The sequence below is a fragment of the Klebsiella sp. X1-16S-Nf21 genome, assembly GCF_002837615.1.
In the GTDB taxonomy this organism is placed as follows: Bacteria; Pseudomonadota; Gammaproteobacteria; order Enterobacterales; family Enterobacteriaceae; genus Klebsiella; species Klebsiella variicola.
On sequence record NZ_PJDK01000101.1, the window covers coordinates 1 to 15380 of the forward strand.

At 51.3% G+C, this 15380-nt stretch carries 12 protein-coding genes; all 12 read right to left on the minus strand.

Annotated elements, in window-relative coordinates:
• Window positions 1-2706, minus strand: a 2706-nt coding sequence (locus tag CW267_RS27340; protein ID WP_101148682.1) for an ImcF-related family protein, incomplete at its 3' end; no start/stop codon positions are given.
• Window positions 2706-3854 (minus strand): hypothetical protein, encoded by a 1149-nt coding sequence (locus CW267_RS27345; protein ID WP_100781251.1) that lies wholly within the window; start codon window positions 3852-3854, stop codon window positions 2706-2708. The genes CW267_RS27340 and CW267_RS27345, both read right to left, overlap by 1 nt.
• Before the next feature lies 1 nt (window position 3855).
• Window positions 3856-4116, minus strand: a complete 261-nt coding sequence (locus tag CW267_RS27350) for a PAAR domain-containing protein (protein ID WP_048268134.1) — start codon at window positions 4114-4116, stop codon at window positions 3856-3858.
• 177 nt (window positions 4117-4293) lie between these two features.
• Window positions 4294-5397 carry a T6SS immunity protein Tli4 family protein gene (locus tag CW267_RS27355; protein ID WP_100781252.1) on the minus strand — a complete coding sequence of 368 codons (1104 nt, stop codon included), beginning with the start codon at window positions 5395-5397 and terminating at the stop codon, window positions 4294-4296.
• Between the two features lie 96 nt (window positions 5398-5493).
• Window positions 5494-6612 carry a T6SS immunity protein Tli4 family protein gene (locus tag CW267_RS27360; RefSeq protein ID WP_100781253.1) on the minus strand — a complete coding sequence of 373 codons (1119 nt, stop codon included), beginning with the start codon at window positions 6610-6612 and terminating at the stop codon, window positions 5494-5496.
• A complete protein-coding gene (locus CW267_RS27365; protein ID WP_100781254.1) occupies window positions 6590-8374 on the minus strand; it encodes an esterase/lipase family protein in 1785 nt (594 codons plus the stop codon). Before CW267_RS27365 ends, CW267_RS27360 begins: the two co-directional genes overlap by 23 nt.
• 19 nt (window positions 8375-8393) lie before the next feature.
• Window positions 8394-10874: a DUF2345 domain-containing protein gene (locus CW267_RS27370; RefSeq protein ID WP_086892705.1), complete on the minus strand. Its 2481-nt coding sequence runs from the start codon at window positions 10872-10874 to the stop codon at window positions 8394-8396.
• Between the two features lie 215 nt (window positions 10875-11089).
• A complete protein-coding gene (locus tag CW267_RS27375; RefSeq protein ID WP_086892704.1) occupies window positions 11090-12793 on the minus strand; it encodes an OmpA family protein in 1704 nt (567 codons plus the stop codon).
• 2 nt (window positions 12794-12795) lie between these two features.
• Window positions 12796-13461, minus strand: a complete 666-nt coding sequence (tssL, locus tag CW267_RS27380) for a type VI secretion system protein TssL, short form (RefSeq protein ID WP_004181140.1) — start codon at window positions 13459-13461, stop codon at window positions 12796-12798.
• Window positions 13458-14798: a type VI secretion system baseplate subunit TssK gene (gene tssK / locus CW267_RS27385; RefSeq protein WP_004142901.1), complete on the minus strand. Its 1341-nt coding sequence runs from the start codon at window positions 14796-14798 to the stop codon at window positions 13458-13460. The genes tssL and tssK overlap by 4 nt, the downstream gene beginning before the upstream one ends.
• Before the next feature lies 1 nt (window position 14799).
• Complete coding sequence (locus CW267_RS27390; RefSeq protein WP_004142899.1) at window positions 14800-15048, minus strand: hypothetical protein; 249 nt, start codon at window positions 15046-15048, stop codon at window positions 14800-14802.
• 149 nt (window positions 15049-15197) lie between these two features.
• Window positions 15198-15380 (minus strand): hypothetical protein (locus tag CW267_RS31115; RefSeq protein WP_206054965.1); only part of this gene is annotated, 183 nt, incomplete at its 5' end.

Genomic DNA, 15380 nt, shown 5'->3' on the forward strand with positions numbered 1-15380 from the left:
CTGCGCCAGCAGGGGAAGTGAGGCGTCATTCGCTGTGTCTTTGAACGGGTAGCGCCCGGCAAAATCCTGCTCCCAGAGGTTGACAATAGCGCGCTGCCACTGCCGGTTAAGGCTATCCGCTGCGGGCGTCAGCACCTGTCGCCATGCCTGCTCCACCGGGCTAACAAACAACGACTGGCCAAAACCACTCCATTCTTCACCCAGACTGGCGGCTATCAGACGGCCATAATCGCGGGTATCGGTAAGATCGACCGTTTTCCCCTGAAATACGGTCTGCGCCAGCTGCTGGGTCATCTCCTGCGGGTCGGGGGCGTTAATCACCTGTTGTAGCTTGAGGCGCACACGGGTGACGCGGGTCAGCCAGGTTTGCAGGCTGAGCTGAGTATCACCCCGCCCTCCGGTTGTATCCCCGATCAGTCGCAGCAGCGGGGCAAACGTTTTGTCCATTGGTCCCGCCGGTGTTTCATCTTTACGGACGACATGCGACGTATTTTCCTTGCCGTTAAACAGTGCTTTTGCCGACTTTACCAATGAATCCGACAGGCCTGCGCTTTCCCTTCCGGTTGCCGCCTGCCATGCCACGGTATCCGTGAGCGCAATCAGCGGCGACTGGCGGGCATCAGCCATCAGCGTTAACTGGTCAAGCACGCCGGAAAGCGAGTCCTCTTTTTTCCAGCGAATACTGTTGAGGAAGGCCTGCCAGCTACCGGCGAAATCGGTGAAGTAGCGTGTGGTCAGGCGGGCGCGCAGCACCTCAGGCGAGATATCGGCGGATGCGTCCTGCCGACGGTCACTGAGCACCCAGTCGATTTCCTCGCGCCGGGCGGTGACCACTTGTTCTATTGCCTCTTTTACCTGTCCTTCCCATGCCTGACGGGTAAATATTCCCGGTACGGTCTGTTCGGTACTGAAAAGCGGGTCTGCCAGCGTGTCGCCGGTCATGTCTGCCAGCGTGATATCGGCATAGTTACGGGAGACCTGTTTCAGGACGTTCTGATAGAGGGTGTTTTCCGCATTGCGCACCCCAATCTGGCGCAGCAGAATTTTGCGTACCGCGCCGGTCAGTTGCGGCTGCGGGGCGATTTTCCACTGTGGATGCTCCGGCAGATTAGCCATCCAGAAGGTCAGCAGCGATGGCAGCACGCTTTGCCGGGTACCTTCCGGTACAGCTGCATAGCGCAGATGCTCTGCCATCAGCGTGGTGCTGAAAAAGGCGGCGTCAGATTTTTCCGGGCGGGACATCATCAGCAGCGCCTTAAGCTGTTTATAGCGCTGTTCTCCCGTTGCGGTGCGTTGCGGACTGTTCGGCGGCAGGGCGACAAAGGCGTTCAATTGTTGCTGCAGATACGCGGCTGCGACATCGCGCACCAGCCGGTTTGCTGCCTGGGCATAACCAGGAAAGGCGGCGCTGAGCAGATGCGCGTTACGTTCAAGACCGAAACGCTGATACCACGGCGCACCGTGGCGAATACGGTACTGCAGACGCTCGAGTTGGCTCTGTAAGGTATGCAGTGCGGCCAGTTGTTCTGAAAGCGGCAGGCGGATATCACGCGCCCGCGTCGCCTGTATCGCGGTTTCCTGAATCAGGGCACGGTTGGCGAAAAAGGAGGTCATCATTCCGGCCACCCATACCGCCAGCACACAGGCGCAGATCGCTAACATAGTGCGCCACCACGGAAAACCCACTCTGCGCCCCCGCGCATTATCGCCAGTCACGCCCAACCATACCGGCGATGGCAACCATGCGTGGATCGCGGCCTCTGGCGCGGGGGTAAGCGGAGGGCTGAACATCAGACCACGCAGTTGCAGGCAAGAAAACGCGCCACCGGCAAGGAGCGGTTTTAGCGCCGTCTTCCATTTAACAATACCGCCTTCAGCGAGCTGATGGGCAAGCCGTAACAGGAAATCGTGGTGGTCGTTATTCAGTAACTGCTGTACTCCCTGTGCGGTCAACTGCAGTGTCCGCGCTTCCAGCAGCGACGCCAGTTGTTCCGGCACGCAGCGTTCAGGCAACAGGCAACCGACGCTTTGTAGCGTACGCCCAGCCTGATAACCACCGTCATCACAAACTTGCCACAGATATAACGGGGCCTGAAAACCGAGCAATTTTCCGCAGGTAGCCAGCTCACGCCAACCTTTATCCAGTTGCGCCGTCTGGCAACATTGTTTTTCCGTCAGCGGCCAGATAATGCCGTCCAGCGGACGGAAATGGCGCAGTCTTTTCAGGGATGTCAAAAGTGTCGTATCCGGGGCTGCCGACGCGGAGCCTCCGTATATTAACACTGTGTACTCGCCTTCCTGCCAGCGCTGCGCCGTTAATCCTGGTGCAATCGCTTCCACCTGCGTCGATTCACCCATCACCAATAGCAGGCGGACTTTATGTCGCCAGAGCAGGCCATAGCGGGACCGAAGTTTTGATTTAAGAAGGATGTAAAAATCATCAGATAGTCGCTTTTCATTTTTGGCCGGCACTTCAGGCCGATAAATCGTCTGCTCTTTCTTTTGTTTCCTGAGCCACCAGAATGGTGAACACACCAGTCCGAATAACAGGATTGCAAATATCCCTCCCCATAGTGACCACGCTTGTTGGGCGGATACTCCTCTCCTTGCCAACAAATCCTGATTAATGAAAATCAATAAGGCACAAATTCCTGCCAGCCCTATAATAAGAAGATAGCCCCAGAAACCATAGCGCGCAGTATGCATTATTTTTCCTCACGCTCAAAATAGTGGCCTGGTGTAATTAAACAAAGCCACTTTGTTTCAATTTCTTGTGATTTTTGACAAATAACCAACTGTTCTTTGCTCGTTTTCCTGGTGGCTTCAGTTAATATCGCCAGGGATAATGGAAATGCTAACTCACTTCCTGGGCCAAAAGAATGGTCAATCATGTGCAACGGCTGTCTCCTTGGCAGTTCCCATTCGTATTGGTTAGCATACTGCATAATGTTTTCTATTAGTTCATTGTTAATATTAGAAACCCAGATGTGTTGTAACTTGTTTTTATTTAATTGATTGTATTCAACTAGTGTATTTAAATTCGATTCCAGCCCCTCGGGTTCTAATGTCATGGTTCGACCTATACCAGCGATAACGGGGATGGCATGTCGTTTTGCGAATGAATAAGAAGAAATTAACTGACCAGAAACTAATTCACTGTGTTTGCCAGAGGCATCTCCTGACCAGCGTTGTAGGCAAATGACTAAAACCAAACCGTCGAAATTTTCATTATCATAGAATGACTCAATGCATTCAATGGAGTTGACTGTCTCTGGAATCAGATCCCACTGCGAGAGAACCGCTTGCTCTATTTTTTTACACTCTTTGTTTTTAGACTGTAATATATAAATTGTCTGCAAATAGTTGCGATAACCTGGATACTGATGCTTCAGGTTTTGATGGATGTTACTCGTTATTGCAGTGAGAGTGTTGCGCAATGGAAAAGAGAGAGGTCTCGCTTTTTGTGGATATGCAGGAATATCCTTAAGTGGTCCCAGTAATGAATCTATTCCTTCGCCATCTGGAGTGTAAATAATATTGCCAACTACTGCTAATTGTTTTTGACTCCATTTCCGCCAGTGTTCTTTTATTTGCTCTTTTTCAGTGTTCCACGCCAGGCAGGAGGCAACGGATTGTTCATATTTATTAATCACAACGCCCATGATGCATAACCAGAGGAATAATGCTGGTAATATGCCATATATCAATACGTCACCATATGTGACAAGATTAAAGGCAAATAGCCCGCACAGTCCACCTATGGTTAACATGGGAATTAACAATATAATCCAACGTCTGTAATTTGGTTTAGGAAGAGGGCTTCTTTCCGGTACTACTGGTATCATCCATCCCATATTATGACTCTATACTGTTTTCCGATTGGGAGCTTATGACACGGCATCCACATGCACACTGGCAATTATTCACGACGATGTTTTTACCTTGTTCCATCGCTGTCGAATCACCTTCCTGTATAGGATTAACCCCGTGTTTAGGACAGGAAACTAAATCTCCTACCAATGCAACCTGTACGCCGTTAATAAACATGGTTGAAGATGCGGTTATGACCTTACCTCCATGAGTAGTAGCATCACCTAAACAAACAAGTCCTGACATATTTTCTATCCTGTTGAGCGGTTGGTAAAAGAAATTATAATGCGTTATAAAAGGGCTGGGTGTGAAGATATGGCTATAATATTCAACGTGTTCATTACTGTGGTAGACAGTATTGTAATATTGCGCTGATGTATTTTAATTTTCAAAAAAAACAGACGCTTGCTAAGCATGTTATTGTCATTGCCACTGGCTGGGGTGATGTTTAATTGTTTCGGTTATATTTTCCCACAGCGCTACCAGTTCGTTCTCGGTTAATGCGTTATCCGTGTGCAACAGGTCAACGGTGTAATCCATCGACAACTCCAGTAGCTTATTCCCTTCTTTCTTATCTTGATGGATAACCAGTTCAAAATTATAAATTATGGCTGGTTTTGCATAATAACTATCAGTCTGTTTCGTCCACCATTCTGAAATCTCAAGGCCGTTGACCTTACGTTTACCTTTGTACAGGGTTTCTCCGTATTCTGTTTCCACCACCCGGGCGTCCTTATCCAGCAACGGGGTGCCGGTATAACTATGGTTATCTGTCTTTAATGTGATAGTGACTTCTTTGCTGTTTTGATAGTTTATGGAAGTTTCATACTGCCCGAGCAGTGAGGCATCAACCTGCCCATACTGAATAGCTAACTGATTGCCTGAGGGGCGCTGATTATCCTGACGGGGTTGCAACCCTGACAGAATAGCCAGTAATTGTGATTTTTTCTCAGGGATGTTATATTTCAGACTAAATATTTTTCTTTTAGTGTCATATTTTTTATCACGAGAATCCTGAGCTTTCATTTTTATAATAAAGGATACTCCATCGTTCCACCTACAGGCCTCAAGCGTTCTGAATACATCGGAAATTGAATTGGTATTTATATATTCAAATATTTTTCCTTTCATGTCAGAAGGAAGTTGATAAATCTGTTTAAGATAAGGCGCATCTTGAGGAAGTTGAGGCTGCATGTTTCTGAGTTCTTCTTCATGTCGTATCAAGAACTGCTGAAATGGAGGGAAGTATTGCCGTTTTGTTTCCACCGTGGTCATCTCTGAACCCTGGATAAACATCACCATCCCGGCTGGCGTAAATTCAGCCGGAAGCGCCACAGAATAAAAACCAAAGTACCGCGTTTCGGGGTGTTGCAATAATGAGGTGACCATCACTTTCTCCCTGTCATTTAATGAATACTGATACGCGCCGGGTTTGAATGCCAGCCATCCCGTGATAAATATCACCGTCGCCAGCAGCAAGCCGTTTCTCAGGCGATGTGGGCCATTAAGCAAAAACCATTTTTTCATCGTAATTGACCTGCCGGGAAATCATTATTATGGCGTGTAAAGCCAAAAAATAGCTGAAATGTTATCGTTAATCAGGCGCTGTATGATAATCTGTTTTCACCACCGGGTGGGGTGATATTTAATTGTTTCGGTTATATTCTCCCACAGCGCTACCAGTTCGTTCTCGGTTAATGCGTTATCCGCGTGCAACAGGTCAACGGTGTAATCCATCGACAACTCCAGTAGCTTATTCCCTTCTTTCTTATCTTGATGGATAACCAGTTCAAAATTATAAATTATGGCTGGTTTTGCATAATAACTATCAGTCTGTTTCGTCCACCATTCTGAAATCTCAAGGCCGTTGACCTTACGTTTGCCTTTGTACAGGGTTTCTCCGTATTCTGTTTCCACCACCCGGGCGTCCTTATCCAGCAACGGGGTGCCGGTATAACTATGGTTATCTGTCTTTAATGTGATAGTGACTTCTTTGCTGTTTTGATAGTTTATGGAAGTTTCATACTGCCCGAGCAGTGAGGCATCAACCTGCCCATACTGAATAGCTAACTGATTGCCTGAGGGGCGCTGATTATCCTGGCGGGGTTGCAACCCTGACAGAATAGCCAGTAATTGTGATTTTTTCTGCGGGACATTATATCGAAAGGTATCAGTGACTTCTTTACTTTTACCATACCAATAAACATCATAACGGGCAGCCCGTTCGTCTCTTGCTTTCATTTTAACTGAAAACGTAATGCCATCTGCCCATTTCCAGGCATCCAGTACTCTTGCCATATCTGGAGTATGCTCAGCCGCCATCCGCTCAAAAATGACACCGCTCATTGGTGAGGTTAGTGGATAAACTCCCTTCAGGTAAGGCGCATCCTGCGGATTGACGACGGACGTATTCCTGAGCTTTTCTTCATAGCGCGTCAGAAACTGCCGGAACGGAGGATAGTATTGCCGTTTTGTTTCCACTGGGGTCATCGCTGAACCCTGGATAAACATCACCATCCCGGCTGGCGTAAATTCAGCCGGAAGCGCCACAGAATAAAAACCAAAGTACCGTGTTTCGGGGTGTTGCAATAATGAGGTGACCATCACTTTCTCCCTGTCATTTAATGAATACTGATACGCGCCGGGTTTGAATGCCAGCCATCCCGTGATAAATATCACCGTCGCCAGCAGCAAGCCGTTTCTCAGGCGATGTGGGCCATTAAGCAAAAACCATTTTTTCATCGTAATTGACCTGCTGGGCAATTTTTATAATAGAGCGTAAGGCAAAAGCTTGACTGAGAGTATTCCGGTAAGCGGCTTCATGGAGAACCTGTACTGCCAGACGCTCCCGAATATTCTCATGAACGATTTGCCCGGCGCGCAAAGGCACCGTACCGTCGCCATTTTCACAGGCATCCCGTAGTGTAAAACGTTGTCCTACCCAGCCATATACTACGTTGTTATCGCCCTTGAATGCCCATGCCTGCTCTTCCGGGGAAAGTTCATCTTTCACCGTTCGATCGGCACTGACTTCACTTAAATAAAGGCGTTCGTCATTCATTTTTGGCGCCGGCGGCGTCTCACCTATTTGGCCGCTTGCCAGCGCCCCGCTCCAGACCGCCGTCTCCTGAGTCCGATACGCTGCGGATAATTCTCCCCCTTTTGCTTTTCCATAAAATGAGTAGGTGTACGGATGGTATTTGTCAGCTAACTGCTCCTGGAATGGTTTTACATTATCCTTAATCAGATTTTCATATTCCAACCAGTCACTGTCGATCTGCCTTTTATTCAATGTGGTATTAAACGGATTCAACAGATTTTCATCCATTAGCTTCCACCATTTATCTCGGTTCAGATAAAGGCCACTATAAAGACAGTTTTCTTTCTTACCGTCCTCTCCGACCGGAAGATCTGCGGGCAGCGTTAATATACTACCGTCACGGTCAACGACCTTAAGCCAGTCGTCACCATAATTGTTGGCAGGGAGTAACTCCAGCGCGCCGGAAGACTGAGAGCCAATCGCTACCATCTCTGCTGCGTTGCGGCCAAGGATATGGCTGGTGAGATATCCTACAGCGCCAGCCAAACCGGACTCTGTGTTTTCAGTACCGCGCTTCATGCGGGTATAGGTCGCCGCCGCGCCAACAGACGGCATCACACCGTGAACAATACCGTAAATCTTATCTCTGCCCTCCAGACATTCTGAATAATATCGTGCCACTAGCCCCCCCATTGAATGGGTCACCAGAATGACTTTGCTGCACTTCATGCCCTGAGTTTGATACTTGTCAATAATCCTATCGACTTCTCCGCCAAGTCTTTTTGCCGACAGTATATTGGAGCCCAGCCAGTTGTAGCCCACGACATGTACTGGAAACTGATATAGTTTCATGACTTCAAGGTATGTTTCATCCAGGGAATCCACACCAAATTCCAGCCCCAGTGGTTCATCAACTAATTTTTGATAAATCGCACTCAGCGTATTGTCTTTTATCGTTGGTTTATCCCGGTACAGTGCAGTCTGTAGCGCATCAAGAAAAGCGCCGTAGCTTGGGGCGGCTACCTCTCCCCAGCCTCGATCATGGCGCGAGCCAAAGAGTTTTTTTTCCGGCTCGTTATTATCCATTATCTTATTCAGCGCTTCAGCATAACGGTTCTTTCCCTCCTCATCATAATTGGAGGAGGGGTAGGGACGAATAGCTGAGACCTGCTCTTGTATTCCAGACGACAGCAGAATTCTTCCCCGGTTGTCTATTTTCACCCGTTCAGGATGAAGTAGCCGTTTTCTCTCCTTTGGCCCCGAAGATGGAAGTGTCCAGCCCAACAAGGAGGTTTCGCTATCGTATCGCCATACAGCTTTTGCATTCTTCTCTTCAGAGTTTTCTTTAAGATTCGTTCCCATTATTCCTGGCAGAAAAATAACCGGAATTACCCGCAGGTCCTCAATTTCCGCGGTGCCAACTTTATTTTTATCGGCACGATCCATATGCATCGTCGTAGACATATATTCCCTCCGAATATCCTTAATCTTCCTGATTATCTAAGAGATCAATTTTTATTGATTCAACAAAAAGCCCGCTCTGCACAGGTAGTTTCCCTTGATCGTCAGTCGTCATTTCAACGGTAGTGCCATCGCCGCGGGTAACGCGTACCTTTTGATTCTTTGCCGGTTTGCCGGTTTGCTTCCAGAGGATCTCAGGGGTGATGGCAAAATCAGTGGAATCCCATTCCTGCATGGCCTGACTGATACTCTGACCACTGAATTTTTGCCAAACCGCTCCACGCTCTATAATTTTATCTGGTGCGGCACATTCCACCGTGCCACCTCCAATTCGAATATATCCACCACCACTGGTTAGGATGATTTCATTTTTTGCGCTAATAAGAATTTTTCCGTCGCTACTGCTTATGCGCAGATCTTTACATGCATCCAGGAGCATTTCATCGCTTTGTGCCTGAATCTCCACTTTGCCTTTGCTGGCGAAAATTTTAATACCAAGCTTTTGAGCAAACAGACTTACTGCTTCTCCCGCAGCTACAGTGAATTTTTTAAATACGCTGAAATCCGTATTTTTCCCACTGGTGCTAATCAGGTTTTCCCCTGAGGATAATTGCAGGCTTTTGGGCGTAACCTGTGCAATCCCCGCGGGAGCAGAAAGCAGTAGCGCTGATTTTTTCAGCTCGGTCAGCGTTTCTGACAATAGCGTTTTTTGTGTCTGTAAATCCGCCAGCTCTGATTTTGCCACTTCAGCGGCGCTATGTAGTGCTTCCACTAAAGACAGCGCTTCCTGGAGCTGGCTTAACGCTTCATCCATCATCAGCGCCTGCCCCTGCGCCTTTTCCTGCGCATCGGCGCTGATAAAGACACCTTTTTTCGCTCTTATCGCACCCCACATATCGGTGCGCAGTTCGAAACCCTCACCGCGCTGCTGCTTCCCAGCATCCACCAGATGTCCCAGGTTCAGCTGGCTCTTTCCGCCGTACTCTGTGCTGACCTTGATGTGCTCCTTACCCCGCTCATCGTCCAGCCGGATTTTGTTATTCGCCGGGGTGCGCAGCACGTTGCGCTTATAGTTCTGGATGGTCACATGGTCGGTGTGCGCCGAGTCGTGTTTCACCCCGGCGATATATGGCCTGTCCGGGTTGCCATCCTCAAACGCGATGCTAACCTCGGTTCCCGCCAGCAGCGGCAGGTGCAGACCGTAAGTATCTCCCGCATAGGGGCGTGACTGCCGTACCCACAGGCTCTCGAAACCCGGCTTCCACGTATCCCGGTCAAAGTCCAGGTTCACTCGATAGCGCCCGTCTTTGTCGATATGAGCGTAGACATCATTTGCCGTGGTGCTGGTCACCCGCGCCGGGAGTGTCCCTGCCATCACAGGCCTGCGGATGAGAGGAGGGCGGTAGCCGTAGTGTTCGGAATAGGGGATGGCGGTGAATGTCAGTTCGTAACTGCGGTCTCGTGCTGCGCTGGCGGTAATCCCGGTTATCAGAATGCCCTTGCGGAATACCTCTGGCGCATCATTACCCTCGACCTTTATCTCCAGCCCCGGCATCAGCAGAGAACTGGTGCTCTGTCCCTTCAGGATGGCGCGTCCGTTCAGGTAGCGTTCGTGGCGGATACGCGCATAGAATGCACCACTCTCCGGCGTCGCTTTGTCACCCGTTTTCAGAAAATTGTCAGCGTAATGATAGGCTTCACCGTAGGTGGTGTTATCCCCGCCTGTTACGTCAAACTGGCCTGTTGTCATCTCCGCCATCGCTTCACGGTAGTTGTAATCCCGCGTCGTGACGGACCTCGATACCACGCTGTAGGCCGTGTTCAGATCCCACACTGCTTCGGTTCCGCTGTCGCTCATCCCCGAAGGGTGACGCAGCGGCAGCGTCAGGCCGCGCTCATAGCCACTCTGGTCGTCGTAAAACTCGATAACCCCGATTTTCAGTCGGGCGTCGGTACTGAACCGGAACCAGATACCCACCTCCGACAGCAACCGTGAGATGAATGTCAGATCGTCTTCGTCGTACTGCATGACCTGCTCGCGTGACGGGTAGTCGCTCTTCAGGTTAAACACAAAGTCCTGACCGCGCATCTCATGCCGCTCGCGGAGTATTTTCTCCACGATTTGCGGCACCGTCTGGTTCTGATAAATCGCGTTCTGATGGCTGCGGGACAGTAGCGCCAGACGGGGCTCCAGCCGCACCTCATACCGCGCCTCGTCCCGTGAGGAAGACAATTGCTTAAATCCTGTGATCACCCCGTACAACGTACGCAGGGGAGTCTGCGTCGGTATCCCTTGCACCGGCGGGGCGGTCAGGCTGAATGCCCCGTCCTGCATCAGCACCGACTCCGGCGCAATAGACTTATCGCTGCTGGTAAACTGAATGTCATAGCGGAATGGGGCGCTTAATTGCTCCTTGCCTTCAAAGGACAGTACGTCCACGCCGCTGCTCAGGCCGCGGATTTTTAACGCGTGGTGTGAGTGGTCGAAGTTCTGTACATCCATCGTGGGCTTCCTTATTTCGTAACAAATTCCACAGAATTTCCTCTTGCGGGGCCCTGTTCAGGCACGCTACCGCCCATAGCCATGACCTCGTGCCCATCAGGTTTACATCAGGCTAAATTGTGAATAGCGGTTGCTCGGTACCGGTACCACCGATATTCAGCGAGCCGCATATCGAACCCGTGCCAAAAAAGCAGAAGGCTTCCTGCCAGCCATGGTTAGCTGGCTGAAACTCCTTGTGGATTTAACTGAGATAACGCCGGTTCTGGCAGCATGTTCTGTTTCACGTCCTGACAGGCGTCAGTGCGGGGAACCAGACTGATTTCGACGCGCCGGTTAGCGGCCCTGCCTTCCGGCGTATCGTTAGTTGCCGCAGGATGGCTTTCGCCCAGCCCCTGTACGGCAAAACAGGTGGCCGGAATGTCGCTGGTCTGTAGCATCCAGTCGCGCACGGCTTCCGCGCGTCGCAGCGACAATTGCTGATTGGCTTTTTTATTGCCGGTGGTATCGGTATATCCGGTGACCACAATCAGCCAGCCCGGCCTTGCCCTGATATTTACCAGCGCGTTAATCAGCACTTTTGTCGAGCCGTCTTTCAGACGGGCCTGTCCGACGTCAAACAACGCCATGCTGTCGAGACGCACGCTCTGTACCGGTAATGCGTCTGCTACATCCCTTTTTTTCTCAGGTGGACGGTAATCGCGAATAACCCGCCATACCGGCTGGCGTAGCCGTTCGCCGGGATATAAGCCCAGACTGAGACGTAATGGCTCCCCTTCGCGAAAATAGCTATCCAGAATATTTGCATCGTCCTTCAGGACCGACAGGTGGTGGGCTTTAGCGGCGTCGTTGTCTGCCGGAACGGCATCATATTTATGTAGATCGTCGCTCACCTGCAGCAGCAGGCTGCGGTTTGCGGTTGCTGACAGACAGAGCGCAGCCACTCCTGCCACGGTGGTCATCAGCAGCGCCGCCACGCAGGCGCGGCGCACTGGCGTAAATCCTGATTGACGTGGTAACAGCGGCAGCATCATGTCCGGGAACGGCAGGGGAGATGCGCCGATCTTCGGTATCGCCTCCGGCGTCAGTCCCGTTTTTGCCGTTGTCCATGTCTGCCACAGATTGCCTTCCAGCGCAGGCAGCGATGGCGCCTGCCCCATGCCCGCCGCCAGCGGCGGATACCCGTTCAGCTCTGGTAACACCATCTGATTGAGCCACTGCCTCAGGCTTTCCATCCGCAGAAGATGGCAAAGCCGCAGGCTGCTCCCATCGGTTCCGGGCTGTGCCGCCCATGCCGTCGGAGAGCTTTCTCCGGCGGGCGTCACCACCTGAACCTTGCCGCCGGCGCAGATAAACCACGGTAGATCATCCTCTCGCCCTGTGCCGGGCAGCCAGCTCCACAGCAGCAGCGGCACTTTTATGCCCGCCCTGCGGCGCACTGTCGCCAGACCGCCGACAAAGCGTCGCAATCGTCCCGCCAGAACAGCCATATCCAGATGAACAACCGGCACGACCGTGCAGGCCACACATAACTGAGAAGCCCATGCGGGGCGGTCAGCTAGCAGCACTTCAGCCTGTCTGATAAGTTGCTCTTCATCCGCAACGTGCAGGTACAGCCCTCCCGCGACCTGCCGCAGCGGGTTTTCTGTGAATAACGATGCTGCCGCGTCGCCGCACACCAGCACTACGGGCTGCCGATATGTTTTGGGCGGCAATCGGGACAGCCATGCGCTGTCGGCCTCAGTCTGTCTTTTTTTTCCGCGCCAGCACGCCAGCAGGCCTACTGCGATGATGATAAGCGCCACTGTCACGCCAAATTTCATCGCCGTAGAGGCCTGATTGAATCCCAGCCATAGCGCCAGCACCAGCAGCATGCTCCACAGCAAAAGCGCCTGTTTCAGCGTGTTACTCACCCGGCTCATCTTCAAGACTTGCCTGTTGGCAGCAGTTCATCCACCAGTACATTCAGCCAGCTATGCAACCCCCACCAGACGCCAACCAGCACAAGCATTAACAGTAGCAGCCAGCAAAAAGGAGACTGCCACAGGTAATGCTGACGCCTGGTCAAAGGCACGTTCAGCACTGCCGAATCTTCTTGCACCCTGAATGGCTCAACCCGCTTGCTGAACATCGCAATGAGATGCTGCCGTTCATCAGATTCGGGGTCCTGATAGCGCCCGCGAAACCCCAGCAACAGCACGCGATGAAAACAGGTCAGGACCGCCGGCGTGGGGGCTGGCTCCTGTAAAAACCGCTTCATACGCTCATACAGTAGTTCGCCCGCCTGAAGGGTATTGAAAAAATGCGACTGGAGAGGGTTTTTTAGCCAGACCATCTGGCCATCATCCATCACGTCCCGGCTGAGAACGGTTTCGTCCAGCAGCGCGCACTGAGCGTAAGTGATATGTTCTATGTCCTGCTGGCTGAATCCGGCCGCTGTCAGACGCTCGCGTACCCCTTCCACCTGCTGCAGACAATGGCGATATAGTTCCTGTCCGTGTCTTGCAGAAGTGCCCTGACGCAGTTCCACCACCGTCAGAAAGGTGTCGCGAAGTAGTACGTCAATGTCGATTTTCCGTTCCTGTGTCATGACCGCAGTACCGCAAAAAGCTCGGGTTTCAGATCGCCCAGCGTACCCGGCGCGTAAATCATGCAGCACCCGGCATCCAGCATGGCTTTAGCCGGAGCGCTCTGCATATCCAGCGCAAAGTACTGATTCTCCAGCCGTAATGGCAATGCAGCCGGAACCTGCGTCAGCGGAACAACAGGGACACCGTTCAGCGCAACATTAACCAACAACGTAACGTCATCCGGCGCCCCGATTTTGCAGAGCCGTGGTAACTGTTGCAGAACGACGTGCGTCGGCAGCGAGGAGCGAACAGAAAGGTAAAAATCCGCCTCTTCCCGCAGGCGTGGATCGTGAAGTTCGGCTTTCCAGCGGTTGCCGGGAAGGGATTCCAGCTCGAGCGCAATCACCCGCGACGGCAGGCTGGCTTCGAGCAGTTCGCTGAGCAGGGTAAAAAGCGGCGGAAAAACGGAGGCTGGAGCATCATGGACATATGCGGGAATGGCGCTCACGTTGTGTTCAAGGGAAAAGGTCAGCAACGCGCCGGCCAGACGAGCCAGTTCGCGCCAGACGAGTTCAGGATGGATGCTCGGATACCGTAAAAAATCACTTAGAACCGGTTCAGCGCTGTTCAACGCATTGAGTAACCAGAACAGGGACACATCCGCTACCGCGAAGTCCGCCATACGCTGATTGCTTTCCCGGCGCAGGGCCATCAGACGCCGGCACTTCGCTTGTAGCTGCAACAGCAACGTATCCAGTCGCTCCACCAGACCAATATGTGCGCTGAGGGCCAGCAGCGGCGGGATGTAGCTTTCATCCTGAGACCAGTTACCCTGACCATTCCGCGTCAGACGTGCAAGCGGGCAGGTGATGTAATCCTGATTGTTATCATGGGCGAAACGCAATGACAGCGCATGGCATTCAACGGCCATTTCTTCACTGTCGCTGCCATAAATATCTTGTACTTTATGCCATTCCTGACGATAACGCAGGGGTCTTTCAGTATGCTTTTCCTGTCCCAGATTACCGCCATTCGCATGTTCCAGCGGTAACGCCAGGACAACTATTGCCGTATTTTCCACCGCCAGAGTATGTAAATCACAAGCCAGAGGCAGCGCATCGGAAACTTCGGAGTCGATCAACGAGCCATCGGAAAAACGCAGGCGCAGGGTACGTAATTTTAACTTCCCTAACGCCAGTGCTTCTCTGTCAAACTCGACCCTCGCCACACCCCATGGATGACGGATACCCAGCTGTGCAATGCTGTTGTTACTGTACGTTTCCCAGCGGGCCTGCTGCTGAAACTGTTGTGAGGACAGGAACGTTCCCTCAGCCCATAGTGGTCGATGAATTTTCATACTACACCACCGCCCGGTCAGGTTTTTGCTTTTGGCATTTGAGAAACCTGAGACCGTGCCAGCGTGACTTAACGTGCTGGACGTCTGGCTGATGCATAACCACATCCTCCGCAGATTTCGCCAGACAGGAAAGTGGAGTATGGATAGCTACCGTCAGATGTATTTTTTTAAACAACGACTGATAAATGCCGCCTGATCCCATCATTGTTGACATAGCCGCAGATGAAGAAATATGTTCCTTTGCAGACATCAAAATTTCCCTTTTGAAACTTTTATCCGGTTTTGCCCAATGACTTTCCCAGGCGTGCAGGTTAACCCCTCTCCTGTAACGACATTCTTGTTAATTCTTCCATCGCTCCAGGTTCAGTCATGGCGTTAGTGAAGTTGTTTTGGTTTAAATTAAGGCCAATTATTGGGGCTATAGTTAATAAATGTCTGGTGGACACTACAATCCCTGGCGGAGAGAAGATGTAGAGGTAACTTCACATTCATGGCACTTCCTGTTTTCAGGCCCGGCTTTATGTTAAAGCGAGTTTCGGGAACATTGTTTAGAAATTTTTTAGCCATGTTGCTTCTCCCTGT

Bases quoted from the DNA above. Each gene is read 5' to 3' on its own strand.
- CW267_RS27390 (WP_004142899.1), bottom strand. From the start codon at position 15,048: ATGTCTGCAAAGGAACATATTTCTTCATCTGCGGCTATGTCAACAATG.
- CW267_RS27350 (WP_048268134.1), bottom strand. From the start codon at position 4,116: ATGTCAGGACTTGTTTGTTTAGGTGATGCTACTACTCATGGAGGTAAG.
- CW267_RS27370 (WP_086892705.1), bottom strand. From the start codon at position 10,874: ATGGATGTACAGAACTTCGACCACTCACACCACGCGTTAAAAATCCGC.
- CW267_RS27345 (WP_100781251.1), bottom strand. From the start codon at position 3,854: ATGGGATGGATGATACCAGTAGTACCGGAAAGAAGCCCTCTTCCTAAA.
- tssK (WP_004142901.1), bottom strand. From the start codon at position 14,798: ATGAAAATTCATCGACCACTATGGGCTGAGGGAACGTTCCTGTCCTCA.
- CW267_RS27375 (WP_086892704.1), bottom strand. From the start codon at position 12,793: ATGAGCCGGGTGAGTAACACGCTGAAACAGGCGCTTTTGCTGTGGAGC.
- CW267_RS27365 (WP_100781254.1), bottom strand. From the start codon at position 8,374: ATGTCTACGACGATGCATATGGATCGTGCCGATAAAAATAAAGTTGGC.
- tssL (WP_004181140.1), bottom strand. From the start codon at position 13,461: ATGACACAGGAACGGAAAATCGACATTGACGTACTACTTCGCGACACC.
- CW267_RS27360 (WP_100781253.1), bottom strand. From the start codon at position 6,612: ATGAAAAAATGGTTTTTGCTTAATGGCCCACATCGCCTGAGAAACGGC.
- CW267_RS27355 (WP_100781252.1), bottom strand. From the start codon at position 5,397: ATGAAAAAATGGTTTTTGCTTAATGGCCCACATCGCCTGAGAAACGGC.